22 protein-coding genes are annotated in these 24,976 nt (G+C 47.3%); 15 read left to right on the forward strand and 7 right to left on the reverse strand.

Features of this window, described 5'->3' with window-relative positions:
• Positions 1–170 precede the first annotated feature (170 nt).
• A complete protein-coding gene (locus tag FEN17_RS21100) occupies positions 171–800 on the reverse strand; it encodes an MgtC/SapB family protein (protein ID WP_138367369.1) in 630 nt (209 codons plus the stop codon).
• A 5-nt stretch (positions 801–805) separates the two neighbouring features.
• Positions 806–1,183: a DUF5618 family protein gene (locus FEN17_RS21105; protein WP_138367370.1), complete on the reverse strand. Its 378-nt coding sequence runs from the start codon at positions 1,181–1,183 to the stop codon at positions 806–808.
• A 196-nt stretch (positions 1,184–1,379) separates the two neighbouring features.
• Here FEN17_RS21105 and FEN17_RS21110 point away from each other — a divergent pair, with 196 nt between their 5' ends.
• Complete coding sequence (locus tag FEN17_RS21110) at positions 1,380–2,906, forward strand: S8 family serine peptidase (protein ID WP_138367371.1); 1,527 nt, start codon at positions 1,380–1,382, stop codon at positions 2,904–2,906.
• Positions 2,907–2,909: 3 nt separating this feature from the next.
• On the opposite strand, the gene FEN17_RS21115 is transcribed toward FEN17_RS21110, so the two are convergent.
• Complete coding sequence (locus tag FEN17_RS21115) at positions 2,910–4,508, reverse strand: Na+/H+ antiporter (RefSeq protein WP_138367372.1); 1,599 nt, start codon at positions 4,506–4,508, stop codon at positions 2,910–2,912.
• A 250-nt stretch (positions 4,509–4,758) separates the two neighbouring features.
• On the opposite strand from FEN17_RS21115, the gene FEN17_RS21120 reads away from it, so the two are divergent.
• The 4 genes from FEN17_RS21120 (at position 4,759) to FEN17_RS21135 (ending at position 8,411) form a co-directional block, all read left to right on the forward strand.
• Positions 4,759–6,018 (forward strand): Gfo/Idh/MocA family protein, encoded by a 1,260-nt coding sequence (locus tag FEN17_RS21120; RefSeq protein WP_138367896.1) that lies wholly within the window; start codon positions 4,759–4,761, stop codon positions 6,016–6,018.
• Positions 6,019–6,024: 6 nt separating this feature from the next.
• Positions 6,025–6,933 (forward strand): sugar phosphate isomerase/epimerase family protein, encoded by a 909-nt coding sequence (locus tag FEN17_RS21125; protein WP_138367373.1) that lies wholly within the window; start codon positions 6,025–6,027, stop codon positions 6,931–6,933.
• 141 nt (positions 6,934–7,074) lie between these two features.
• On the forward strand, positions 7,075–7,656 hold the full coding sequence (locus FEN17_RS21130; protein ID WP_138367374.1) for a Crp/Fnr family transcriptional regulator: 582 nt from the start codon (positions 7,075–7,077) through the stop codon (positions 7,654–7,656).
• Positions 7,657–7,751: 95 nt separating this feature from the next.
• A complete protein-coding gene (locus tag FEN17_RS21135) occupies positions 7,752–8,411 on the forward strand; it encodes a hypothetical protein (protein WP_138367375.1) in 660 nt (219 codons plus the stop codon).
• Positions 8,412–9,224: 813 nt separating this feature from the next.
• On the opposite strand, the gene FEN17_RS21145 is transcribed toward FEN17_RS21135, so the two are convergent.
• Entirely contained in the window at positions 9,225–9,692 is a 468-nt protein-coding gene (locus FEN17_RS21145) for a hypothetical protein (protein WP_138367376.1), read from the reverse strand.
• Positions 9,693–9,827: 135 nt separating this feature from the next.
• Here FEN17_RS21145 and FEN17_RS21150 point away from each other — a divergent pair, with 135 nt between their 5' ends.
• The 5 genes from FEN17_RS21150 to FEN17_RS21170 all read left to right on the forward strand — a co-directional run bounded on the left by FEN17_RS21150 (position 9,828) and on the right by FEN17_RS21170 (position 16,464).
• Complete coding sequence (locus tag FEN17_RS21150) at positions 9,828–11,063, forward strand: spore maturation protein (protein WP_138367377.1); 1,236 nt, start codon at positions 9,828–9,830, stop codon at positions 11,061–11,063.
• A 114-nt stretch (positions 11,064–11,177) separates the two neighbouring features.
• Positions 11,178–12,671, forward strand: a complete 1,494-nt coding sequence (locus tag FEN17_RS21155) for a TolC family protein (protein WP_138367378.1) — start codon at positions 11,178–11,180, stop codon at positions 12,669–12,671.
• Between the two features lie 62 nt (positions 12,672–12,733).
• Positions 12,734–14,143 carry an efflux RND transporter periplasmic adaptor subunit gene (locus tag FEN17_RS21160; protein WP_138367379.1) on the forward strand — a complete coding sequence of 470 codons (1,410 nt, stop codon included), beginning with the start codon at positions 12,734–12,736 and terminating at the stop codon, positions 14,141–14,143.
• A gap of 139 nt (positions 14,144–14,282) precedes the next feature.
• On the forward strand, positions 14,283–15,293 hold the full coding sequence (locus tag FEN17_RS21165) for an NAD(P)H-dependent glycerol-3-phosphate dehydrogenase (protein WP_138367380.1): 1,011 nt from the start codon (positions 14,283–14,285) through the stop codon (positions 15,291–15,293).
• 52 nt (positions 15,294–15,345) lie between these two features.
• Positions 15,346–16,464 (forward strand): sialidase family protein, encoded by a 1,119-nt coding sequence (locus FEN17_RS21170; protein WP_138367381.1) that lies wholly within the window; start codon positions 15,346–15,348, stop codon positions 16,462–16,464.
• Positions 16,465–16,474: 10 nt separating this feature from the next.
• On the opposite strand, the gene FEN17_RS21175 is transcribed toward FEN17_RS21170, so the two are convergent.
• Positions 16,475–17,617 (reverse strand): DEAD/DEAH box helicase, encoded by a 1,143-nt coding sequence (locus FEN17_RS21175; protein WP_138367382.1) that lies wholly within the window; start codon positions 17,615–17,617, stop codon positions 16,475–16,477.
• 114 nt (positions 17,618–17,731) lie between these two features.
• Between FEN17_RS21175 and FEN17_RS21180 the strand changes: the two genes are divergently transcribed.
• The 5 genes from FEN17_RS21180 to fabF all read left to right on the forward strand — a co-directional run bounded on the left by FEN17_RS21180 (position 17,732) and on the right by fabF (position 23,309).
• Positions 17,732–19,327: a serine hydrolase domain-containing protein gene (locus tag FEN17_RS21180; RefSeq protein ID WP_138367383.1), complete on the forward strand. Its 1,596-nt coding sequence runs from the start codon at positions 17,732–17,734 to the stop codon at positions 19,325–19,327.
• Positions 19,328–19,369: 42 nt separating this feature from the next.
• Positions 19,370–19,924 carry a DUF2911 domain-containing protein gene (locus FEN17_RS21185; RefSeq protein WP_138367384.1) on the forward strand — a complete coding sequence of 185 codons (555 nt, stop codon included), beginning with the start codon at positions 19,370–19,372 and terminating at the stop codon, positions 19,922–19,924.
• A gap of 100 nt (positions 19,925–20,024) precedes the next feature.
• Entirely contained in the window at positions 20,025–21,290 is a 1,266-nt protein-coding gene (locus FEN17_RS21190) for a PQQ-dependent sugar dehydrogenase (protein ID WP_138367385.1), read from the forward strand.
• An 81-nt stretch (positions 21,291–21,371) separates the two neighbouring features.
• Positions 21,372–21,965, forward strand: coding sequence for a TetR/AcrR family transcriptional regulator (locus tag FEN17_RS21195; protein WP_138367386.1), 594 nt, complete (start codon positions 21,372–21,374; stop codon positions 21,963–21,965).
• Between the two features lie 93 nt (positions 21,966–22,058).
• Positions 22,059–23,309: a beta-ketoacyl-ACP synthase II gene (fabF, locus tag FEN17_RS21200; protein WP_138367387.1), complete on the forward strand. Its 1,251-nt coding sequence runs from the start codon at positions 22,059–22,061 to the stop codon at positions 23,307–23,309.
• 7 nt (positions 23,310–23,316) lie between these two features.
• Here fabF and FEN17_RS21205 read toward each other — a convergent pair whose 3' ends face one another.
• Positions 23,317–24,114, reverse strand: coding sequence for an HAD family hydrolase (locus tag FEN17_RS21205; RefSeq protein ID WP_138367388.1), 798 nt, complete (start codon positions 24,112–24,114; stop codon positions 23,317–23,319).
• A 67-nt stretch (positions 24,115–24,181) separates the two neighbouring features.
• Complete coding sequence (locus tag FEN17_RS21210; RefSeq protein ID WP_138367389.1) at positions 24,182–24,883, reverse strand: hypothetical protein; 702 nt, start codon at positions 24,881–24,883, stop codon at positions 24,182–24,184.
• Positions 24,884–24,976 lie beyond the last annotated feature (93 nt).

Below are 24,976 nucleotides of genomic sequence, written 5' to 3' on the forward strand. Positions count from 1 at the left end.
GGCGGAGTTCCCGTAAATCGCTTTTTGGTTATGGGTTATTCTGTAATAATGCTACTTAACTCTAATAAAGTTTCCAACTAAGGCATTATAACGTTAATCCAACATAATAAGGATCATTTTGGCGCACGAATCTTTGTTTTTTAATCAAAAACTAATTTAAGGGGAGCTTGTCAGAAGTCGAATTCTTTGATCTCGACATCATTCAGCAGGATCTCGGTGAGGGCATCGTGATTTTTTTCGGAGCCTTGTAAAGTCCAGGTGCCGGTAATGTGGTTACCAGTCCGGCTCTGCTCTCCCCACAGGATTTTTAATTCAAAATCTTTGAAAAGCTGCTCATAAGTTTTGAGCGTCCGCTGCTGATAAACGCACATCAGGCGATAATTCCTGATCTGACTTTTCCGACGGATGTATTGCTGGATAGGCGCAAGGATCACCATCGAAAGTCCGGCCACGAAGAAAGTTGCGAGGGATACTTCATAAAACCCGGCGCCGATCCCCATTCCCACAGCGGCAGTAACCCATACAATCGCCGCCGTCGTAATCCCCACAACCCGGTTATTCTCCCTGAAAATAATCCCGGCACCAATAAAACCGATACCAGTAACAATGTTGGCAGCAATGCGCCCCGCGTCGGAGCTGATTTTAATAGAAAGAATCGTAAACAATGTAGACCCAACCGCTATCAGAATCATCGTCCGCAGCCCCGCCGACTTGCTACGATACTCCCGCTCCGTCCCGATGATGGCGCCGAGTGCAAATGATAGGAGTAGTTTATAAATGTCTTCGGGGAGGAGATTCATATTCATCAAGCAACAGCCGTCCGTGTTTCCACCCAGCTGATAATCCGTTCCGCTTCTTCGAGGCCAAGTTTTGCCAGATCGGCATTTCTGGCACCATCGTATGCCATATCCAAATGCAACACCTGGTAAGCCGTCGAGAAAGAATTCAGCACTTTTTTGTCCATAGATGCTAATTGTTGTTTGTACCAATCTACATCTTTCCGGCCTTTTGTTTTCTTCCCAAAAAGGTCATCTAAAACCAGCAGAATGCCCGTATAAGCTGTATGGCCCGCCATCTTCACGTATTTCGGATCTTCGTAGTAGCCATCTTCCTTCCTGGCCTTTTCTCTTAAAATTTCTTTCGCATTGCTTAGGTACCTTCTGCCTTCCTGTACTGCGCTCATAAAAAATATTTTTAGTGTATGATTTAGACTCCTCAAATCTACAAAACATTACCGAGTGCCGCATGGCGTAGGAGTACCAGAATTCTGAGGGGGTTAGCAGTTGCTGGTTTTTGTAACCACTAATTTAATTTGAAAAATTACGTTTATATTGTCCTGATAATCGATACCATCAGCATTACCTAACTACCAGATTTTCATGAAAAGATTGTTTTTGCTTGTCTTTGCATTAATACCATTTGTCCTTTCAGCTGCTCCTAAATACTGGATTTACCTGAAAAATAAAGATCTAAATGCAAAGCCGGCAGTTTCTCCTCAAACAATCGAAACACGTCTGAGACTGGGCTTGCCTGCGTCCGAGGATACAGATCTTCCAGTGAAAAACGAGTATGAGCAGGCGCTGAAAGGACAATCCGTCAACATTATCAACCGGTCCAAATGGTTGAATGCGGTGTCTGCTACGATGACGAGCGAGCAGGTAATGAAGGTGCGGGAAATGGATTTTGTGAAGGAAGTGGTGATGATCGATCCCGGATTTTACATTGCTACTACAAAACCGGTTGAGAAAGCGCAGATGGCGCCGGTAATGTCGCAGGTGCAGGCTGCCTCCTTTGTAAAAGAAGGCATTACAGCCAAGGATGTAACGATTGGCGTAATTGACGCCGGTTTTTACGGTGCCGATTCTTCATTTTCCTTGACGCAGATTTTTTCAAATGACAGAATCCTCGGTATCCGCGACTATGTGAAGCCGGGGCGTCCTGGAAAGTTGCTTTTCAGCACCGCAGAATCATTCTCAGATATGCACGGGACCGAAGTTTTGGCGGCAATTTCGGGCATCGATTTTCAGGACCAGATCCAGTACGGTATGGCGACGAACGCTAAATTTTATCTGGCAAGAACCGATTATTCAATGCGCGAGTATCGCGGCGAGGAAGATAACTGGATTGCGGCGATGGAGTGGATGGATAGTCTGGGTGTAAGGTTGATCAATACTTCGCTGGGTTATGCCAAAGGTTTTTCGGACCCGAAAGAAAATTACACGCCGAACCAGATGGACGGCAAAACCAGCGCAATCACCCGTGCTGCGCAAATTGCTTCGGACAAAAAAGGTTTGATGATCATTGTTTCCGCCGGAAATGAAGGCGATGATAAAACCTGGGAAATCGTTTCGGCTCCAGCGGATGCAAAAGGTGTTTTATCCGTCGGTGCTACCAATGGAAAGCTTTGGAATAGAATTGGTTACAGCAGCATTGGGCCGGAATCTTTGAATTATGTGAAGCCGAATGTTTCCTGCTTCTCTTTATATGGGACTTCCCTTTCTGCGCCGGTGATCACCGGTTTTGCTGCATGTTTGTTGCAGGCAAATCCAAATCTGACCAACAAAGAGCTGCTTTCGCTGATCGAGAAATCTTCTCATTTATACCCTTACGGCAACAACTTTGTCGGCTACGGCGTGCCGCAGGCTTCTCGCGCACTAGCCTTGGCAAAAGCGCCTTACTTGCCCAATAATTCCAAGCTCATCAATGCGAAAGGCCGCTCCTGCGAAGTGGATGTGACCAGCGCCGAGCCGATGGTAGCCATTTACCGCAAGAAAAATGATAAGGATGTTTTGTCGCAGCAGGTGGCCAAAGTCCAGAATGGTAAAATCTCTCTGAAGCGCCAGAACAATGAAAAATTCACGACCATCGACCTTCGTGATTATGTGATCGAGGTGGCCTGGGATTAAAATCTAGGGCGATTTTCTGAGACGGGCTTCTTCCAGGTCCAGCTCGCGTTCTTTCACTTTAATTAGCTCGTCGGAACAAACCCGCTCGCGTCGGAGCTTGGTAATTTCCACCCGTTTTATATCAATGATTTCCAGCAGCATGGTCCGGTACTTCCTGACCATGCTTTTTGATGGCGTATCTTCCAGATGGAGCATTTTGGAGTCGGCCATCTGAATGATCTTTTCGTACCGGTTTTTCAGCATTTGAAATGGTTCAAACTCCTGTATCTCACCGTCGTAATTAGACCGCATGAAATCCAGGCTAACCGTCGCTAGTCTCGAATTCATCATCGCATTCTGCTCTTCCAGGTTCTCGCCGTCGTCTTCAATGTTGAGCCAGCGCAAAATCACTGGTAAGCTCAAACCCTGGATAACCAGTGTAAAAAGGATTACGACAAATGTGATGAACAGTACCAAATCCCTGTGCGGGAATGGTTTTCCCTCTAACAATAATGGAACTGAAAGTGCAGAAGCCAACGACACGACGCCCCGCATTCCACTCCATGCCACGACAAATACCGTTTTCCAGCTGGGGTGCTTTTCTCTTAACCGAACGCCTTTTGAAAAAATACGGGGCAGATACGTGGCAGGGTAAACCCAGATAATCCTGACCAGAATAGCCGCAAGGCTGATGACAACCGCATAGAAAATAACCTCATAAAGGTTGTAAGTTTCCAGCCCTGTCATGACTTCCGGGAGTTGCAGGCCGATCATGATAAAGACGATGCCATTTAAAAGAAATATTACTGTTTCCCACACATAAGTACTCTGAATGCGAGATTGGTAAGAAAAGATTTCGTGTGCGCGGAAACTCAGAAATAGCCCTCCGCTTACCACGGCCAGCACACCGGAACTGTGAAAATGTTCTGCGCCAATGTACATTAAGTAAGGCGAAATGAATGTCAGTGCCGTGTCAATACTGGGTGTGGTGGGCAGAAAACGATGGACCAGGTAGAGCACATGCGCGATGGCGAGTCCAATGATAATCCCGAGGCCTGCAACCTTGAAAAAGTCCATGCCGGTTTGCAAAAGATCAAACTGCACCGCGGCAGGAACAGTGGCCAGCGCAACCCGCAGCACGATCAATGACGAAGCATCATTTACGAGACTTTCCCCTTCCAGAATGGTTACAATGCGTTTCGGGACTTTTAAACCCTGCAAAACGGAAGTTGCTGCAACCGCGTCCGGCGGGGATATGACGCCGCCCAAAACGAAACCCATCGCCAGTGAAAAACCTGGGATCATGGCATGGGAAAGATAGGCGACTGCAGTTGCGGTAAAAACAACAAGCCCGATAGAGAGCATCAGGATGGGTCGGCGCCAGAACCAGAAATCTTTCCAGGAAGTATTCCAGGCGGCCATATATAAAAGCGGCGGCAGGAAAATGAGGAATACCAGATCGGGTTCCAACTGCAAATGCGGCATGCCTGGTACAAAACTGATCAGCAGGCCAGCGATCACCAGGAAAATAGGGTAGGAAATACCGATTTTTTCGCTCACCATCGTGAGCATTGATACGATAAAAAGCAGTGAAATAATGAGCAATAAATTGTCCAGGATCATGTTATGCGATAGAGGTTCTTGAGTATAAAAGTATGCAATCCTTCATTTTACATCTATTAACTTCCGTGTGGGCACGAGCACGCAAAATGATTTTTTGGTTTTTCATTAGCAGAAAAGTTTCAGATTTGCTTATCTTTATTGCCATTAATAATGTTGAATCTGTGGCAGTATACTAAAAATTAAAAATTTCAGTAAATCTATCACCTAATCCCTATTTACAATGAGTACTTCTCGCAGAGATGTTCTGAAAATGGCGGGCATGGCACTTGCAGGCAGCACTTTACCAGCCGTTACAATTATCAATCCCAATCGTGCTTTTGCCGGTACCAACGCTGAAACCCTTAAAATTGGTTTGATCGGCTGCGGCGGACGCGGATCGGGCGCAGCCAACCAGGCTTTGAAAGCTGACCCTAATGTTGTCCTTTGGGCGATGGGGGATATTTTTAAAGATAAAATGGACGCATCTCTTGAGAACCTTACCAAAGTACATGGTCCCAAGGTGAAAGTAGATGAAGGCCATAAATTCATCGGATTTGATGCTTATAAAAAAGTGCTTGAATCGGGTGTGGATGTAGTGCTTCTGGCGACGCCTCCGCATTTCCGTCCTGAGCATTTGACTGCTGCTATAAATGCTGGCAAGCACGTTTTCTGCGAAAAACCGGTTGCAGTGGATGCACCAGGCGTTCGTAAAGTGCTAGACGCTGCGAAACTGGCGAAACAAAAGAATGTTTCTTTAATGTCCGGCTTCTGCTGGAGATACCACGAGCCAAAACGCGCCAGCTTCTCACGCATCCTGGACGGCGCGGTAGGAGATATCACGGCAATTTATAATACTTACGATACCGGTACATTGTGGTCTTTCCCACGCGTAGCCGGCTGGTCAGACGCCGAATATGTGTTGCGTAACTGGACTTACTATACCTGGCTGGCAGGCGACCACATTGTGGAGCAAGCTGTGCACAGTTTGGATATGATGCAGTGGGCGATGGGCGGTAAAAACCCGGTTTCGGCAGTAGGAACAGGCGGCCGTCAGGTACGTACCGATTCCTTGTTCGGTAACATTTTCGACCACTTTGCAGTTACTTACGATTACGAAAATGGTGTGAAAGGTTTCCACCATTCAAGACAGCAGGCCAACTGTGAAAATAGTTACCTCGTACAAACATTGGGTACAAAAGGTAGCGCGATGGTGAACTGTGCACGTAACGTACACGAGATCACCGGCGCCAATCCATGGAAATACGACGGTGTTCAGAATGATATGTATCAGACTGAGCACAACGAATTGTTTGCAGGAATCAGAAGCGGCAAATTTGTGAATGACGGCGAGTTTATGGCTACCAGCACATTGACTGCGATCATGGGTAGAATGGCTGCGTATACTGGTAAGCGCATTACCTGGGACGAAGCGATGAACTCAACCGAAAAATTGGGTCCTGACGCTTACAGCTTCGATATGAAACCTCCGGTTGTTGAGGTGGCAAAACCAGGTATCACTGCATTCTCCTGATCTTTCATGCAGCGTAGAGAATTTATCAAAAGTACGGCCGTAGCTACCTCAGCTATGGCCGTTACTTCATCTGTGGTATCCGGTGCGATACTGCAGACAGCACCTGCAGCCCCGGCCATGGTGAAGAAGAGCCTGATGTGGGGTATGGTAAAAGAGGATTTGTCGGTAATGGATAAATTCAAATTACTGAAAGATCTGGGCTACGACGGCGTGGAGCTCGATTCTCCGGACAAACTGGACATGAAGGAAGTTTTGGCGGCCAGAGATAAAACCGGTTTGCTGATTCCGGGAACCGTGAATTCGATGCACTGGAAACTGCCTTTATCCGATCCTGATCCAAAGAAGCGCGAAGAATGTGCGAAGTCGATTGAAAAAGCTTTGTGGGATACCAAAGAGTACGGCGGAAGCACGGTACTGGTAGTGCCGGGCGTCGTAAATGCGACGGTTACCTACACTCAGGCTTACGAACGCTCACAGGCTGAAATCCGCAAATTGCTTCCTGTTGCAGAGAAAACCGGCGTGAAAATCGCGATTGAGAATGTTTGGAACCAGTTTTTGCTAAGTCCGCTCGAAGCTGCGAAGTTTGTCGATGATTTCAACAGCCCGATGGTGGGCTGGTACCTGGATATCGGCAATGTGCTGCGTTACAGCTGGCCGGTTTCCTGGATCGAAGCATTAAACAAACGCATTCTGAAACTGCATTTGAAAGAATTCAGCCTTAAAAAGCAAAATGACGAGGGTTTGTGGAAAGGCTTTGATGTGGAGTTTATGGAGGGCGACAATAATTGGTCCGAAGTAAATAAAGCTTTGCAGAAAGTCGGCTACTCCGGCTGGGCTTCCGCGGAAGTGTCCGGCGGCGACCGCAAACGGTTACTGACGATCCGCGAAAAGATGGACGAAGTGTTTAAAGCCTGATTTACGGTATTTACAATTAGCAAAAAAGCCCGGCACCGACCGGGCTTTTTGTTTATCCAAAAAATTCGGAAAAGTGAAAAACCGGGTATGGAAAAGAGCGGTAAAATAGCCATCTTGCGACACCTTACTCTATCCCACACTATGTATTCTGAACTGGTTTCTTCCCTTTCAGGCCTTCTGCCTATCAGCGACACAATCTGCGCGCAACTCCTCCAAAAATTCAAAATCATCCATGTTCGCAAAGGGAAGCTGCTCCTTTCCGATGGCGAAATTTGTGATAAACTATGGTTTGTAAAAACAGGTCTTGTCAGAGGATATCAGCTTGTCAACAACCTGGAAGGTACATTCGATGTGACGGAATGGTTTGCAAAGGAAAATGACTTCTTCCACGCATCCGACAGCTTCGTAAACCAGGTACCGGCATGTGAATACATTGAAGTACTGGAAACCTCCACATTGATCTATGTTTCCCGTCATGACCTCTACCAATTATACAGCGAGCATCCCGAAATGTGCTGCCTAGGCAGGATCATCGCCGAGCGCGCGCTGCTAGCCCATAAAAAGTTGCTGCGCGACATGCGGATACTCTCGGCCCCACAAAAATTTGAAGCTTTCCGCGGCCACTCGAAAGAATTAATTGCCCGCGTCCCTCAAAAATACATCGCCTCCTACCTCGGCATTTCCGAGAATTACGTCAGCAAACTGAAAGCGAAATACCTCTGAATTTTCTGGGTTTTTGTAGGTTGAAAAGCTGGGTTTTTGCAGGATGAGTGTCATTTATCCGTGGTTTCTTTGTGCTAAGCAAATCAAACCCGGTTATGCAAAAACTATCTGCTTTTTTACTCGCAGCAATGTATTTTTCTGTAAATGCAGCATTCGCACAGCAGCCAATTGAGAAACCTCCCGAAAAGACTAAGTTTAACAACAAGGATTTGACTGCCTTTAAGTGGGATGCAAGCTTGAACGTCTATCAGTTATTCAGAAGCGGCTCTGGCACTCTGATGCTGAGATATGCTCCACATAAAAACGGGGCATACAGGTTATCGCTGGGTTTGCTGAACTCTGGTACAAATAAATATCAGGTATATCAAGATTCACTTGGCAGCCCTAGTACAGATCCCTATGTTTTCAGAAAGATTGGAAGAGCACTGGAAATTCAACTTGGATATGAACGTCAAAAGAATGTTGGAAGGCACCAATTATTTTTCGGTATGGACGCTCAGGCTTATTATTCGTACGATCATTCACAGCCATCCATGATTTTGCCCATACGAATGTATGTTTTATCCGCGATACCTTTTGTCGGAATTAAATACAGAATTCTAAATCGTCTTTCAGTTTCCGCAGAGACTGGCGCTTCATTTTCCGTTCGACTTTATCGAAACCTGGATTTTGATAAAAATATCATCGCAAAGCAGACCGGCTACTTTTTAAGCTTTGAATCGCTCAGAGTAATAAACCTATCCTACCACTTTTAAAATTGAAACACATGAATTATCTATTTAAGACTTTAACTTTTTTCTTATTGAATCTGCTATCATTTAATTCGAGCTTATTCGGTCAGACAATCAATATAACTTGTGGGCCTCAAGGCTGTGTCGGTGCTACACCAGGCCCTACTTTGGAAGCTTATCTGGCTGATATGACAAATTTTACCAGTTGTAACAATGGTAGCTCATGCAGGTATAAGTGGGAGGTTACAAACGGAATTATTATTGCCAGTAATTCAACCACTTATGAGGGTGATGGTAAAAATTCAATCACCGTGAAATGGAACCGCAAATTCTTCTGTTTGCGCGCTGAGCTCCTCTCAAAGCAAATCTATCCATGTTAAACGCAGCGCCCCAAAACCCGCTTCCCTACTCGTAACTGCCAACGGTGGCAGCTCGCCGGATTTTATGTGTAATGGTGCAGGAGTAATGTTAAATGCCTATACCAGCGAACCTGGGACGGTCTTTGGGAACTGGAAAACGAGCGATCAATTTTGAATGGGAATGGTGGCTCGGCTTATTTTAATTCTTATGTGAACAATTGTTACGGGATCGATATTATGGTAAGTAACTGTTTTGGGGCCGTGCAGAAGGGTATTACCATTTGTGTTGATAATTGCGCCAAGCCGATGCCGGTATTTAGTGTATTCCCGAATCCGGCTTCGGATTATCTGAACATTGTGTTTGAAGAAGTTACGGATATTGCGAGTTTGCCTGCAACATTGAAAATGTACAGCGAGTCCAGCCAGCAGGAAGCGAAGGCGATGGATTTGGCAGACGTCTGTTCCTCCGCTCATTCTTTTACTTCTTCACCTTGTAGCGCGTCCGCGCATAGTGCCTCAAAGTCTTTATTTTAAGCTGCTTGTCTTCCACAGCCACTGACTTATATTCTTTGAAAACGCCTTTTTTATCCAGAAAACCCACAATGCACGATTGCTCCGCAGGGCCTTTCTGAATTTCAACCTTCGGCATAATTCCGAAATTCGGGATTTTTAATGTATCCTCGGCATCTAACTCCATGTATTTGATTTTCATTAAATAAGTGAATGTTTGCCCGGTTTCGAAAACTTCCACGGCGAAACGCCAGTCATTGTACGGATCTTTCACTTTTTCACTGTACGCCGCCACCGGACCGGCTTGCACCTTTTCCCGCGTCAGGGGAATGGTATCATTGATCACCGTGTAACCGGAATCGCCCTCCTGTTTTTGATCCGATTTTTGCTGGCAGGCGGCAAATGTGAGCAGAAAAATAAAGATGCAGTACTTCATTTCAATAGAAACTTGGTTTTGAGTTGTGAGCTGGTTTTGCAATATACTTTTGTTATTTGCACGAAATGAAATATTTTACTCTCCGCTTTGTAAATAAATTATTACCAATCCTGCCTCTCCCGCGCCCCTGATCTTATGGCATTGAACTATATTTTTGTCGGCTTCTTCCTAATCGCCTTTTTCATAGCCCTTTTACAATTTGTGCTGACTGGCGACGTGCAGACTTTTAAAGAGATCGTCGAAGGCATGCTGAAAATGGCGGAAGTGGCGGTGATGGACATTGCCCTGCCGCTGACCGGCGTCATGACTTTTTTCCTCGGGGTACTGAATGTGGCAGAAAAAGCCGGTATCATCAACGGACTTGCCAGGATTATCGGGCCGTTTTTCAACAAGCTTTTCCCCGAAGTACCGGTCAACCACCCGGCACATGGTCAGATGATCATGAATTTTTCGGCCAACTTTCTGGGACTAGACAACGCTGCGACACCTTTTGGATTAAAAGCGATGCAAAGTTTGCAGGAGCTCAATCCCCAGAAGGATACCGCGTCGAATGCGCAGATCATGTTCCTGGTCCTCCATACTTCTGGTTTACAGATCATTCCACTTTCTATCATCGCGCAGCGGGCCATTCTGGGCGCAGAAAGTCCGTCGGACGTTTTTATTCCCTGCGTGGTCGGGACCTACATTACGACCGTGGCCGGCATGATGATCACTGCGGCCTGGCAGCGGATCAATCTATTTAACAGAGTGATCATGTTTTGGCTGGGAGGGATTACGGCGCTGCTTGGCCTTACGCTGTGGTATCTTTCGAGCCTGCCCAAAGAGCAGATCGAAACCATATCGATTTTTGTCGGAAATTCTGTGCTGCTGGGAGTTATCGCCGGGTTTTTAGGATTTGCGCTTTTTAAAAAAATCAATGTTTTCGAGTCTTTTATTGAAGGCGCGAAAGGCGGGTTCGCCACATCTGTGACTATAATACCGTATCTGGTAGGGTTGCTGGTGGCAATCAGTGCATTCCGGGCGTGCGGGGCGATGGATTATCTGATCGATGGTTTGAAATGGTTATTTTCACTCACCGGCCTCAATACAGATTTCACGGACGCATTGCCGGTAGCATTGATGAAACCGCTCAGCGGCAGCGGCGCCCGGGCTTTGATGATCGACGCGATGAAGGAATTCGGGCCTGACTCGTTTGTGGGACGTCTTGTATGTATTTTTCAGGGATCGGCGGACACCACGCTTTATATCGTTGCATTGTATTTCGGGTCGGTCGGTATTAAAAATACACGCTATGCGATCGTGGCCGGAATGATTGCGGATTTAATAGGCGTTGTCGCCGGAATTTGGCTGGGTTACCTGTTTTTTCATTGATTTTTTGACTTTTACGCAAATCCCTTTAACCCATACATGCAACCGTCCGTCCAAAATGGATGGTTGTTTTTTATGTTAAGCACTAATATTGATCATCTAACTCTTGAACTTTCTATGCTTATTCCGTTACGCAATTCCACACTTGTGTTGCTTGCATTTATTGTATTTACGGCAGGCAATGCTTTTGGGCAAAAAGACGTCAACCAGGCGGCAAACACTTACTCCCTGGAAGATTGCATCAGGATAGCCCTGGAAACCAATCCCCAGATCAAACAATCGGAAATTACGGTCCAGACCAACGGTTACACCTACGCCCAGTCCAAGTGGCAGCGGTGGCCGAGCATCAGTTTCAGTGCAGGGCAGGGATTTAGCTCGGGTCGTAACATTGACCCTTTTACCAACCAGTTTGTTCAGCAAAATATCAATTCCAATAATTACCAGCTCGGCGGTCAGGTTACACTCTTCAACGGATTTCAGATCAGCAACACCATTAAATTCAATAATGCCAACTACAAAGCCAGCGAGAAGGACCTGGATGCGACACGCAATGATATTATGCTGAATGTTGCGCTGTCCTATCTTCAGGTGATTACCAACCAGGAACTGATCGAAGTGGCGCAAAGACAAGTGGACGCATCCACTTTACAGGTTGACAGAACTGCCAAACTCGTCGAAGCGGGAACATTGGCAGAAAGTAACCTGCTCGACTTGAAAGCGCAGCTTGCCAACGATGAGCTGACATTGGTCAACAACCAGAATAACCTGGAAGTAGCGAAGCTGAATTTGAAACAATACATGAATATGCCCGGCAGCGAGCCGATCAATGTGGTGAAAGTGGAAGTGGCCGATCCGACCTTGAAAGCTTACGACGCTACGATTCAGGAGATTTTTGATACTGCCTTAAATAACCTTCCGCAAATGAAAGCAGCCAATTTCAGGATTGACGCTGCGCGAATTAATGTGGACCTGGCAAAAGGCGCGGCGATGCCTTCGCTGACATTGAGCGGCGGGGTTTACACAGCTTATTCCAGTGCGGCCCCGAAAGAGCGATTTGTTTCTGACGGCAGTGGCGGTACCACTACCACGGATGTTGTTTCCCCTACCGATTACATTGTTTACAATGACCAGCAGCTGCCGATCGTGCAGAAAATCACTACGCCAAACGGTGCTCTTCGAACATTTACTTACCTCGATCAGCTGAACTTTAACCGTAACTCAGCGATCAACCTTAACCTGAACATTCCTATTTTTTCAAACTTCCGGGTAAAATACAATGTCGCCAAAGCTAAGCTGCAGCAGAAAACTTACGAGTACCAGGCGCAGACGGTCATGCTGACGATCCGTAAGAATGTGGAGCAGGCGTACATTGATATGACCAATGCCGCGAAAAGATATTCCGCAACGGCCAATCAAGTCCGGGCTTTGCAGGAAACATTCCGGGTTTCGCAGGTGCGGTTTGATGTGGGAGCGATCAATTCGGTGGAGTACAACATTGCGAAAGCAAACCTCGACCGTGCAAATGGTAACCTGGTCCAAACAAAATATGATTATGTTTTCCGGACCAAGGTGCTCGACTTCTATATGAACCGCCCGCTTTCTGATTTTTAAGCATTTATAAAAAACCCGCACGGACATTTACCTCACTGATAATCAATTGTAACCAAAATTTTATGGCACGTAAATCTTCAAAACGCATCTGGTGGATTATCGCAGGGCTGGTAGTACTTCTCGCGGCGGGAGTGTTTGGGGCGAAGCAGGCAGGGTATATCGGTAAACCCAAGACCACCGAGGTGGAATATGCGGTTGTTAAAAAATCCGATATTGTTGAACGGGTGACGGCTTCCGGCAAAGTGCAGCCGGAAGTGGAAGTGAAGCTCAGCCCGGACGTTTCGGGGGAGATTATCAGCCTCAATGTGGCTGAGGGCGATTCGGTTGTGAAAGGACAGCTGCTTCTGAAAATCCGACCCGATAACTACGAATCTTTAATGGCCCGCGCACAGGCGGCGGTTAATTCCAGCAAAGCCAATTACGAGCAGACCAAAGCGATGGTGGCGCAAGCCGAGGCGCGGATGGTACAGGCGAAAGCGAATTACGATCGTAACAAAAAGCTTTTTGCAGATAAAGTGATCTCAGCGGCTGATTTTGAGCAATTTTCGTCCACTTATAGTGTGGCCCAGCAGGATATCGAATCGGCCAAAGCCAATGTTTCTGCAGCGTTATTTAACATTAAAAGTTCGGAAGCAAGTTTAAGAGATGCCGCTGAAAACCTGCGCAAGACCAGCATTTTCGCGCCGGTGAGCGGGATTGTTTCTCTTTTGAATGTGGAAGCCGGTGAGCGCGTGGTAGGTACTTCGCAAATGGCGGGTACCGAAATGATGCGGATCGCCAACCTTGCCAACATGGAAGTGCGGGTGAATGTGAACGAAAATGATATTGTCCGCGTGGCGATAGGCGATACGGCCGATATCGACGTGGACGCGTATAGTGCGTCGGGGCGGAAGTTTAAGGGCGTAGTGAAGGAAATCGCTAATACTGCTGCCGGTTTGGCTTCTGCTACGTCTACGAGTACTTCGGTATCCAGCGCTTCTGCCGACGCGGTGACGGAGTTTGAGGTAAAAGTGAAGATCCTCAGCGAATCATTCAGCGACTTGATGGGTACCAAAAGGTCTTATCCTTTCAAACCCGGGATGACGGCCTCCGTTGAAATTATCACCGACCGGAAAAATGGCGTAGTCGCTGTACCGATTGCGGCGGTGACGACGAGAAGCAACAAACCAGCCGATGCGGCCCAGCCACAGGGCGGCCCGCCGAAAGACGAATCTGAAAATGAAGACGAGAACCAGAAAGCCAAAAAAGCGGAGGTGATCAAGGAAGTTGTCTTCCTCGACGTGAATGGAAAAGCGCAGATGCGGGAGGTAAAAACAGGCATCAGCGACTTCGAAAACATAGAAATTTTGTCGGGACTGAAACCCGGTGACAAGATCATTTCTGGTCCGTATATCGCCGTATCTAAGAACCTGAATAACGGGGACTTGGTAGAAAAAAAGAAGGAAGAGGTGAAAAAAGACGAAAAGAAATGAAATGATAAAGCGAATTGATACGTTGTAAAAATGTAATAAGTTCGATTTAGTTTAGGTTAAAAAGGAAAATCCTTGCGGCTTTGCTGCAAGGATTTTTTATTTTGACGCCATAATCGGGCAGTTTACTGCATTTTCCAGCATGAGTTTTTTAAATACCACAATCAAAATAGCAGTCATCGGCGGCGGCAGTTGGGCAACTGCGCTGATCAAAATTCTTTGTGAGCAAAACAATGTCCAGATCAGGTGGTGGCTCCGGAACCAGCGCGACATTGACCACATCCGAAAATTCCATCACAACCCCAGTTACCTCAGTGATGTTGTTTTATCTCCTAAAAAAGTAAAGGTTTTTGAAAAAACCACCGACGCCGTGAAAGGTGCGGATTATGTCATCCTTGCTGTGCCGGCTGCGTTTGTCCGCGAATCTTTACAACATTTAACAGCTAAACATTTACAGGGAAAACGCGTCGTGTCGGCCATCAAAGGCATGGTGCCCGACCTGAACATTCTGGTAACCGAGTGGGTTTCCAACGATTTTGGCATACCACCGGAAGAAACCTGCGTGATTGCCGGGCCATGCCACGCGGAGGAAGTAGCCCTGGAAAAGCAATCCTACCTGTCGATCGCATCTACGGAATGTCCCACGGCTGAGGATTTTGCCGCACTAATGACCTGCCGGTATGTAGCCGCCAATCCGCTCGACGATCTTTACGGCGTGGAATATGCCGCTATCATGAAAAACATCATTGCCCTGGCTTGCGGCATTACGCACGGGCTGGGTTATGGCGACAACTTTCAGGCGGTGCTGGTTTCCAATGCCATGCAGGAGATCGGTAACCTCGTGACTGCACTGGACGCCCGCGAGCGGAATTTGAGTTCTTCGGCCTATCTCGGAGATTTGCTCGTGACGTCCTATTCCCAGTTTAGTCGAAACCGACTTTTTGGAAATATGATCGGCCGCGGGTATGGTGTGAAGGCTGCGCAGCTGGAAATGAAAATGATCGCGGAAGGATATTACGCGACAAAAAGTATTCATGAAATCAACAAAATTCATCAGGTTAACCTGCCGATTACCGAGGCTGTACACCGGATTTTATACGAAGAAAATTCTCCGGCGGCGGTCATCGACGATTTGAAGAAACTCTTGAAGTGAATAGTCTTTTTAACATCATTCGCTGTAACTCTTTCAAACCATGTTGAAAAAAATGATCAGAATATTCAGAAGGGCAAAGTTTCGCAGACTTATCGCAGTGTTACTCAGCTCCGTTGTTTTCGGATCTTGCGGATCGAAGAAAACGGACGGCAGTGAAGCGAATGCCGATTCGCTGGCCAGTCAAAAAGAATTTGTGTTTGGCGATAAACGCGATTTTGCCCAATGTCACGCTTCGACCGTTTTGCGGCTGAATGACGGGAAGTTTCTGGTAGCATGGTTTGGCGGGACAGAAGAAAAGAATCCGGACGTAGGAATCTGGTTGTCCAAAGGCGAGCCTGGTAATTGGAGCGCGCCCAAAGAAGTAGCCAAAATCCGTGAGGACGCCCACTGGAACCCGGTACTGCAAAAGTCAGAGGACGGTAAGATTTTCCTGTATTTCAAAGTAGGAAAAGAGATACCAAGATGGGAAACCTGGGTGCAATCTTCGGATGATAATGGTGAAACCTGGTCTGAGGCGTACGAGCTGGTGCAAGGCGACAAAGGCGGCAGGGGACCGGTTAAGAATAAACTTCTGGTGCTTTCGAATGGTGACTGGCTTGCCGGATCGTCGAATGAAGTGAACCGCTGGGAAGTTTTTGTGGACAGAAGCAAAGACCATGGCAAAACCTGGACTGCCAGCCCGTATTTAAAAGTAGATACTTCTGAAATCAAAGGTAAAGGTGCGATCCAGCCAACATTGTGGGAATCCGAACCAGGAAACATTCACATGCTGGTACGTACAACCGGTGGCGTGATCGGCCGTGCGGATTCCAAAGATTTTGGTAAAACCTGGTCTCCGATTAAGAAAACGAGCTTGCCGAATCCGAACAGCGGCATTGATCTCACCAAATTATCAGACGGAACATTGGTACTGGCTTACAATCCGGATGATAAAGATTGGGGATCACGTTCTCCGCTTTCACTGATCTTATCTTACGACGACGGGCAAAACTGGACAGATCGGACGGACATTGCCACCGGTAAAAAGACCGACGAATATTCATACCCGGCCATCATCAGCTGGGGTGATTCCGTGGCGGTCACTTACACTTATAACCGCCAGAAGATCGCATTTTGGACGGGAAGCAAGAAGGATATTATTGAACTGGGAGGCAAAAACAAGAAAAAGTAAGCCGGGATCACTAGTATCCCAGCAAATCCAGGTCATACGATTCATGCATCTGAACCTTCTTGCCCATTTTTTTCTGGATGATCTTGAAATGATGGACATCTTCGGGGGAGATCAGTGATATCGCTTCGCCAGGTGCTTCTGCACGACCGGTGCGGCCGATGCGGTGAACATAATCTTTCGGCGAGCGCGGTAACTCAAAATTGATCACAAAAGGCAAAAATGCAATGTCGATACCGCGGGACACCAGATCCGTCGCGACGAGTACCGTCAGTTTACCTGATTTAAATTTGTTCAGAGCCTCGGTGCGCGCGCCCTGGCTTTTTTTGCTGTGCATGGCCATCGCCTGGATGCCGTTTTTATTCAGTTTTTCAACCAGGTTGTCTGCCGAGCGCGTTGCGGAGACGAATACCAAAACTTGCTTCATTTCCCGGGTTTTGATCAAATACCTTAAAAGCGGCCCGCGGCGGTCAGGATCTACGAAATAGCCGGTCTGCGTGATCAGATCCAGGTTTTGCTCCTCTTCTTCAATCTCAATCCTTACCGGATTTCTGAGCTGACTCTTATTGATCTGATCTATTTCGTCACCCAGTGTGGCCGAAAACAGAATACTTTGTCGCTTTTTGGGCAGCAGGAAAAAGATATCCCTCATTTCCTCTGCAAAGCCTAGGTTCAGCATTTTATCCGCTTCATCCAAAACCAGGATTTTGGTTTCACCCAGATTCAGCGCTTTATAGGAAAGCAAATCCAGTAACCTGCCCGGCGTAGCCACCAGTATTTCAACACCCTGCAAAGCAATCATTTGCGGATTAATGGAAACACCACCATACACTGCCAAAGTCTTCACTCTCCTGGGCAGCCGCTCGCCGAATGTTTGAAAAACTACCGCAATCTGCACCGCCAGCTCACGCGTGGGGACTAAAATGAGTGCGGAAATGTGCCTGTTGGGCGCAGGAGGCAGATTTTGAAATAATTCTAAAACCGGTAAAACAAAGCTGGCCGTTTTTCCAGAGCCCGTTTTGGCGATGCCGAGTACATCGTTTCCCTTCAAAATCGCAGGAATTGCCTCGGTCTGGATGGGATAAGGTTGAGTATAATTCTGTTCTGCGATGGTTTTTAATAGTGGTTCGGACAAGCCAAGCGATTTGAAAGACATAATGGGCTACTGCGGATGATCAGGACGCAAAGATACCATTACCCGCAACATATCAGACCAACGTCTGACATCGCCTGAGCGCTTCCCCACATTACTTCATTTTCCATCAAAGATATGTCTTACAATCGCAGGGAATTTCTACAACATTTGGGCTTCGGCGCATTGCAGCTTGGTGTGATCAGCGCTATCCCGGCCTCCGCCTGGGCCGCGTCGTTACAATACGGACAACTTCCCCGGAGCTCGCCCGAGGCGCAGGGAATGTCGGCCAAAGGTATTCTGGACTTTGTGAGCGCGGTGGAAGCCGAGAAGCTCAACTTGCACAGTATGATGATTTTACGGCAGGGAAAAGTGGTGGCCGAGGGCTGGTGGGCACCTTATGCGCCGGATCTGAAACATACACTTTATTCTTTGAGTAAAAGCTTCACTTCCTCAGCGATAGGGCTCGCAGTCGCCGAGGGAAAGATCAAAGTGGACGATAAAGTGGTTTCCTTTTTTCCAAATGATAAACCTGCTACAATCAGTGCGAACCTTGCTGCCATGCGCATCAAGGATTTGCTAACCATGTCGACCGGGCATGACAAGGATTCGACGCCATCATTGAGAGATGGTAAAGATAATAACTGGGTGAAAGCGTTTTTATCGCTGCCCGTGGAGCACGAGCCGGGGACATTTTTTGTGTACAACAGCGGCGCCACTTACATGCTTTCGGCTATCATTCAGAAAGTTACCGGAAAAACATTGCTCGAATACCTAACGCCGCGCCTGTTTGAGCCGCTGGCGATTGAAGGGATGGACTGGGAAACCGACCCGAATGGTATCAATACCGGCGGCTGGGGACTAAGAGTAAAAACGGAAGATATTGCGAAATTCGGCCAGTTATATCTGCAAAAAGGGCAGTGGAATGGCAAGCAGATTTTGCCGCAAACCTGGGTAGATGAAGCGACGCGCTCGCACATTCAGTCCAAAGGTGGCGCCAGAAAACAGGAGGAAAATGACTGGCTGCAAGGTTATGGGTACCAGTTCTGGCGCTGCCGGCACGACGGCTACCGTGGCGATGGGGCTTACGGACAATACTGCATTGTGCTGCCGAAAGAAGATCTCGTGATCGCGATTACGAGCGAAACCAGCAACATGCAGGCTGTGTTGGACCATGTTTGGGACAACATTCTGCAATCGGTGAAAGCGACGGGCGTACCTTCTGACAAAGAGCAGCAGGCGGAGCTGCAAAAGAAAATTACCACATTGGCTTTGCCGCTGACTGCCGGTAAGCCAACTTCGGAACTGACCGCCAAATTACACGGCAAGAGTTTCAGCATTTCGGATAATGATTTGAAAATAAACAAGATATCATTTGAATTCGATAAAGGCTGGTGCTTGTTCCGACTGAAAGACGACAAGGGTGAACATTTGGTCGTGAATGGTTTGGGCAACTGGAAAATAGGTATGACGGACTTGTCAACATTGCCTTTGAAACTGGTACTAACCCCGGTACCCGGCGAAAAGCTGACAAAAATTGCCTGCAATGGTGCCTGGATCGATGACAGCACATTTGAAATGACCTGGCGGTTTATCGAAACGGCACATTATGAAACCGTAAGCTGCAAGTTTACCGGTGATAGTATGCAGGTGGAATTCAAAAGAAGCCTTGCCATTTTAAACAACACCAAAGACGCGCGGCCGATTTTGAGCGGAAAAATGCTTAACTCGTGATTTTACAAACAACTAAACAATTATAAAAGAACAACCACATCGATGAAAAAGAACATTGCGCTTTGCCTCGTATTGATTATCAGTGCATTAACAGCACAAGCCCAGAAATTCAGTCCGCTGGATAAAAGCCCGCGTGACATTGCCTACTTTCCTAATAATTTCTCTCACGACCGGAAAGACGGTGAGAAAGCTTTGGTAAAAGTTTCGTACAGCCGCCCGTCGCTCAAAGGCAGAGAGGCATTCGGGAAGCTGGAACCTTACGGAAAAGTGTGGCGGGTAGGTGCGGACGAATCGACCGAGATTAAATTTTACCAGGATGCCACATTCGGCGGCAAAAAGGTGAAAGCAGGCACTTACTCACTATTCGCGATTCCTGGTGAAAAAGAATGGACGGTGATCCTGAGCTCCGATTTGGATTACTGGGGTGCTTACAAATACAAAGAATCGGCCGACGTGCTGAGAACGACAGTCCCTGTTAAAAAAGCAGATGCGCCTATTGAGAACTTTTCGATCGTGTTTGAAAAATCGTCGGATAAAGCAGCGAATATGTTTATGGGCTGGGATAACACGGTGGTAGCGGTGCCGGTAGCATTTTAAGCATTAAGCAGCGGTTTAAACTGGCATTATTATTGTAAAAAGGCAGTTCGGCGGGCAATCGTTGACCTGCCTTTTTGTTTGAAATCAACAACCAAAACCGATGAAAAAAGAACATTTCCTGATGCTGTCCCTCTTCGGGATGTTGGCATTGGCCAGCTGCGGAAGTAAAGAAAAAGCCGAAAAAGAAGAAGCCGCGAAAAGCGGGCCGGATTCCGTCGCGACTAAGACCGATAGCCTGGTGTTGCCCGCGCCTTTTGCCACAGAATCGGTAGAAAACCGCCCGAAGGAAGAAGGCTGGCCGGAAGGAAAAATGCCCGTCGCGCCGGCCGGGTTCACTGTTTCCAAATATGCCGACAAATTTGACGGTCCGAGATGGACTTACATTGCGCCAAACGGGGACATCTTCGTAGCAGAATCAGGTACGAAAAAAAGCGCCGACCGCATCACCATGCTGCGGGATGTCAATAAGGACGGTAAGCCGGAGATGCGGGAGATTTTTATGGAAAAATTGAATAAACCGCTCGGAATGCTGGTGTTAAAAAATTATTTCTATGTGGCCAACACCAACGGGCTTTACCGCTACGCCTACAAGCCAGGCGATACGAAAATTACCAGCAAAGCCGAAAAGATACTGGATTTACCAGCAGGTGGTTACAATAATCACTGGACGCGGAATTTGCTGGCGAATGCCGACGGTTCAAAAATATATGTGTCGGTAGGTTCGGGAAGTAATGTGGCCGAGCATGGTATGGACAATGAGAAACGTCGCGCCAACATTCTCGAAATCAATCCGGATGGAACAGGTGAAAAGATTTACGCAAGCGGGCTGAGAAATCCGGTGGGTATGGACTGGGCGCCGGGGACGAATATGTTGTGGACGGCTGTCAATGAGCGTGATAAGCTTGGCGATGACCTGGTACCCGACTACATTACCAGTGTGAAAGAAGGCGGATTTTACGGCTGGCCTTATTCTTATTTTGGCCAGAATGCCGATCCAAGAATGAAAGGCGAGCGGCCTGATATGGTAGCCAAGGCGATTGTTCCTGACGTACCTGTCGGCTCGCATACGGCATCTTTAGGACTTGCTTTTTATGATAAAAACAAATTTCCGGCCAAGTACCAGGGCGGCGCGTTCATTGGTCAGCACGGCTCGTGGAACCGATCGAAACTGGCGGGTTACAAGGTACTATTTGTGCCTTTTAAAAATGGTAAGCCAACTGGCAAGCCGGAAGATTTCCTGACGGGTTTTGTCGAGGACGAGGGCAAAGTGTATGGCAGACCGGTGGGAATAACCGTGATGGAAGACGGATCGATGCTCGTCAATGATGATTCGGGCAATACGATCTGGCGGGTTACTGCGAAGTAGGATTGTCGAGGTTTAAATATTTTAGGTAAAACTTGCAAAAATATACCAAACGGTATATTTTTGCTTTTGTTATCAGGCAATATGAGCAAGGCAGAAAAAACCCGGCAATTTATTATTGAAAAAACGGCCCCGATTTTTAACACAAAAGGGTACGCGGGGACGTCTATCACCGATTTGACGGAGGCGACCGGGTTGACAAAGGGCAGCATTTACGGAAATTTTACCAATAAGGATGAAGTAGCGCTGGCGGCATTTGACCATAACCTGAAATGCATGAACACTGCAGTGCGAGAGCAGATGGACGATCAGAAAACTGCGAAAGAAAAACTGCTGGTGTATGTGCGGGTCTACGAAAACTTCCTTTACGCACCTTTCCCGAAAGGTGGCTGCCCGATTTTAAATACGTCCACCGAAGCCGACGACACGCATCCGGGCTTGCGCCAAAGAGCGGCCGACGCCATCGAATCGTGGAAAAATCTGTTGTCAGACATTATAAAAAGGGGGATCGCAGACAAGGAATTCAAAAACAACATTGAGCCGGAGCATATCGCCATCAGCCTCATTGCGCTGATCGAAGGCGGCATTATGATCGGCAAGGTGACGGGGAAGCTGCATTACCGCAAGGCTATCATGGAATCCATTACAAAAATGATCGAAAATGTAGGACTACTTTGATTTCGCTAAATATTGGATTTGTTGCCATTTTTTTGGTGATTTGGCGGAAATCTTGGAGCGTAGCCTGCATGATCAGATAATTCTAAAACAGATATGAAAAGAGTAGTAGTTACAGGTTTGGGAGTCATTTCTCCCCTCGGAAATTCGGTTGACGAGTTCTGGGAAAATATTGTCAATGGCAAAAGCGGTGCTGCAACCATTACAAAAATGGATGTTTCCAAATTCAAGACGCAGTTTGGATGCGAGGTGAAAAACTTCAATCCGGATGAATATATTGAGAAAAAGGAGCTGAAAAAATACGATCTGCATACCCAGTACGCAATAGCAGCGTCGGACCAGGCGATTAAAGATGCAAACCTTGATTTTGCTACAATGCCTTTGGAAGACCGCTATGATGTGGGCGTGATCTGGGCCACCGGGAATGGCGGGATGGGCACATTTGAAAATCAGCTGCTTGAATTTCATGCTTCCGACGGCGTACCCCGGTTCAATCCTTTCTTTATTCCAAAAATGATCGTCGACATTGCGGCAGGTGTGATCTCGATCCGTCACAAGTTGCATGGGCCAAACTATTGTACCGTTTCCGCCTGCGCATCTTCCAACACGGCATTGATTTCTGCTTTTGATACGATCAGAATGGGTAAGGCAAAAATCATGGTGGCCGGCGGCTCGGAAGCAGCGATTATCTATTCTTCCCTCGGCGGTTTCGGCGCGGCGCAGGCGTTGAGCAAGAGAAACGATGCGCCGGAGAAAGCTTCCAGACCCTTTGACAAAGACCGCGACGGTTTCGTGATCGGCGAAGGTGCCGCGGCATTAATCCTGGAAGATTACGATTATGCGATTGCCCGAGGTGCCAAAATCCACGCCGAGATTGTCGGCGGAGGCATGGCAGCAGACGCCTATCACCTCACAGGTACCCCGCCCGACGGCATGGGCGCAGCATTGGGGATGCGGAAAGCATTGGCAGAAGCAGGTATCACGCCGGACAAAATCGACTACGTAAATGCGCACGCCACTTCCACCGGCTTAGGCGATATGAGTGAATTAAATGGTATGAAAGCCGTTTTTGGTGATCATCAGGTAGCGATCAGCGCGACAAAATCCATGACGGGTCACTTGCTGGGCGCGGCAGGGGCGCTGGAAGGTATCATCTCGGTTCTGGCTGCGGAAAACGACATTGTTCCTGGAACGATCAACACGGAAAACCTGGACGAGCATGTGCCGGAAGGAATGAACATTATCCTCGGTGCGTCGGTGAAAATGCCGGTTAACTATGTGTTAAACAACACATTCGGTTTCGGCGGACATACTGCGACTTCTATTTTCAAAAAATATACGGAGTAGCAGGACCTTAATCCTGCAACTCCGAAAGGACTTCTACCACCCCGTTTTCATCGTTACTTTTGGCGATGAAACGGGCTATTTTTTTGACCTCCGGGTGCGCATTGGCCATTGCGTAAGAGTAATGTGCTTTTTGCAGCATTTCCAGGTCGTTCAGGTAATCTCCAAAAACCATTGTCTGCTCCGGGGAGATGCCAAATTTCTGCTGGATTACTTCCATCGCCCGGCCTTTGTTGGCTTTTTTATCTGAAATATCCAGCCAGATCGGCCCGGAAACCTTCACCTGCAATTGTTCACTAAACTGCTTGTAATGCGGGTAACTGTTTATCTCTGAGCCAGCCAGGTCGCACAAAGTGAATTTCAGGAATTGGTCGTCTTCAATTTTAAGCAGATCGTCCACAATCTCAAACCGCTCGAAGTAGAGTTTTAAATGGTCGATAAATTCCGGCCGGCTGTCCTGAACATACGCTTTTTTCTTGCCGCAAATGATGGGGTACGTATCGGGAATGTCTTTTGAAATGCGGATTAACTCGTGAACAATCCCGCTATCAGTAGCTTGCACGTGGATTTCCTGATCCTGAAAAACGACATAACTCCCATTTTCGGCTGCAAAAATCACCTCGTCTTTGATCGGGTCGAGGGTTTTGGTCAAATTATAATATTGCCGCCCGCTGGCTGCCACGAAAACAATGTCGCGCTCTTTTAACTTTCTGAAAATCGGGTAAAACGTTTCGTGTACTTCGTGTTGAGAGTTCAAAAGCGTACCGTCCATATCAGTCGCTATCAGTCGGATATCGGAGAAATTCATTTGCAATATTCATGTTACCTAAGTTTGCAAGGTAAATAAACCTGCTTAGGTTCCAAAAAAGCGCCTTTTAGTTGAGCTGATACTGCATGCCGACGCGGACTACTTTCATGTAAGCCTTAGGATTTCCGCCAATCCAGTCGGCCATCCAGTTTTTCACGCCGTTCGAGTAGCTGACATTAAAACCAAATTTTCCTGAAATGAGCTGAACCTGCACCCGTGGCCTGAAATCCAGCCCCGGTACAAGGTCGGTATTGGTACGGAGGCTTTCTTTGAAATATTCCGGCACATAGAGCTTTTCATAACTATTCAAACCGATACCAAAATCGGCGCCGCCATTGACAGCCAGGCTCAATTCGTTGCCGAGCGGAATACGGTATCCAATGTGCGGGAACAAATTGACAAACTGGTGGCTGCTGATACTCTTGCCATTGGTCACCATTACCATGTCGTCGATTGTGTAGGTTTTTACATTCATTCTTGTACGCAGCATCTCGTAAGCCGCGTCAAGCCCGATGCGGATCCTGTTCTTAAATTCCCGCTGGATAACCAGGCCGGCGCCGTAGGAAAATGCGGTTTTTGAACCAAATACCTGTGCAGGCGAAGGTTCGCAGTGACAAAAAACGCCACCGGTAGAAACATTGGTGACACCGACGGTAGATGCGCCCGAAAAAGCGGACAGGCCACCGTCGACATGTACGGCAAAAATCGTTTTCTGCGCAAAGACAGTTTGAAAGGGCAGGGATAACAGGAATAGGTAAAGGAATTTCATAACGTTTCGTATAAAGTGAGTTACAAAGTGGATTTTGACAAGCGCAAAATGGTTGTAAGGGTATAAAAACTAATTTTGTCCGATCAAGGAGCC

The sequence above is a fragment of the Dyadobacter luticola genome, assembly GCF_005860805.1.
GTDB classification, from domain to species: Bacteria; Bacteroidota; Bacteroidia; order Cytophagales; family Spirosomataceae; genus Dyadobacter; species Dyadobacter luticola.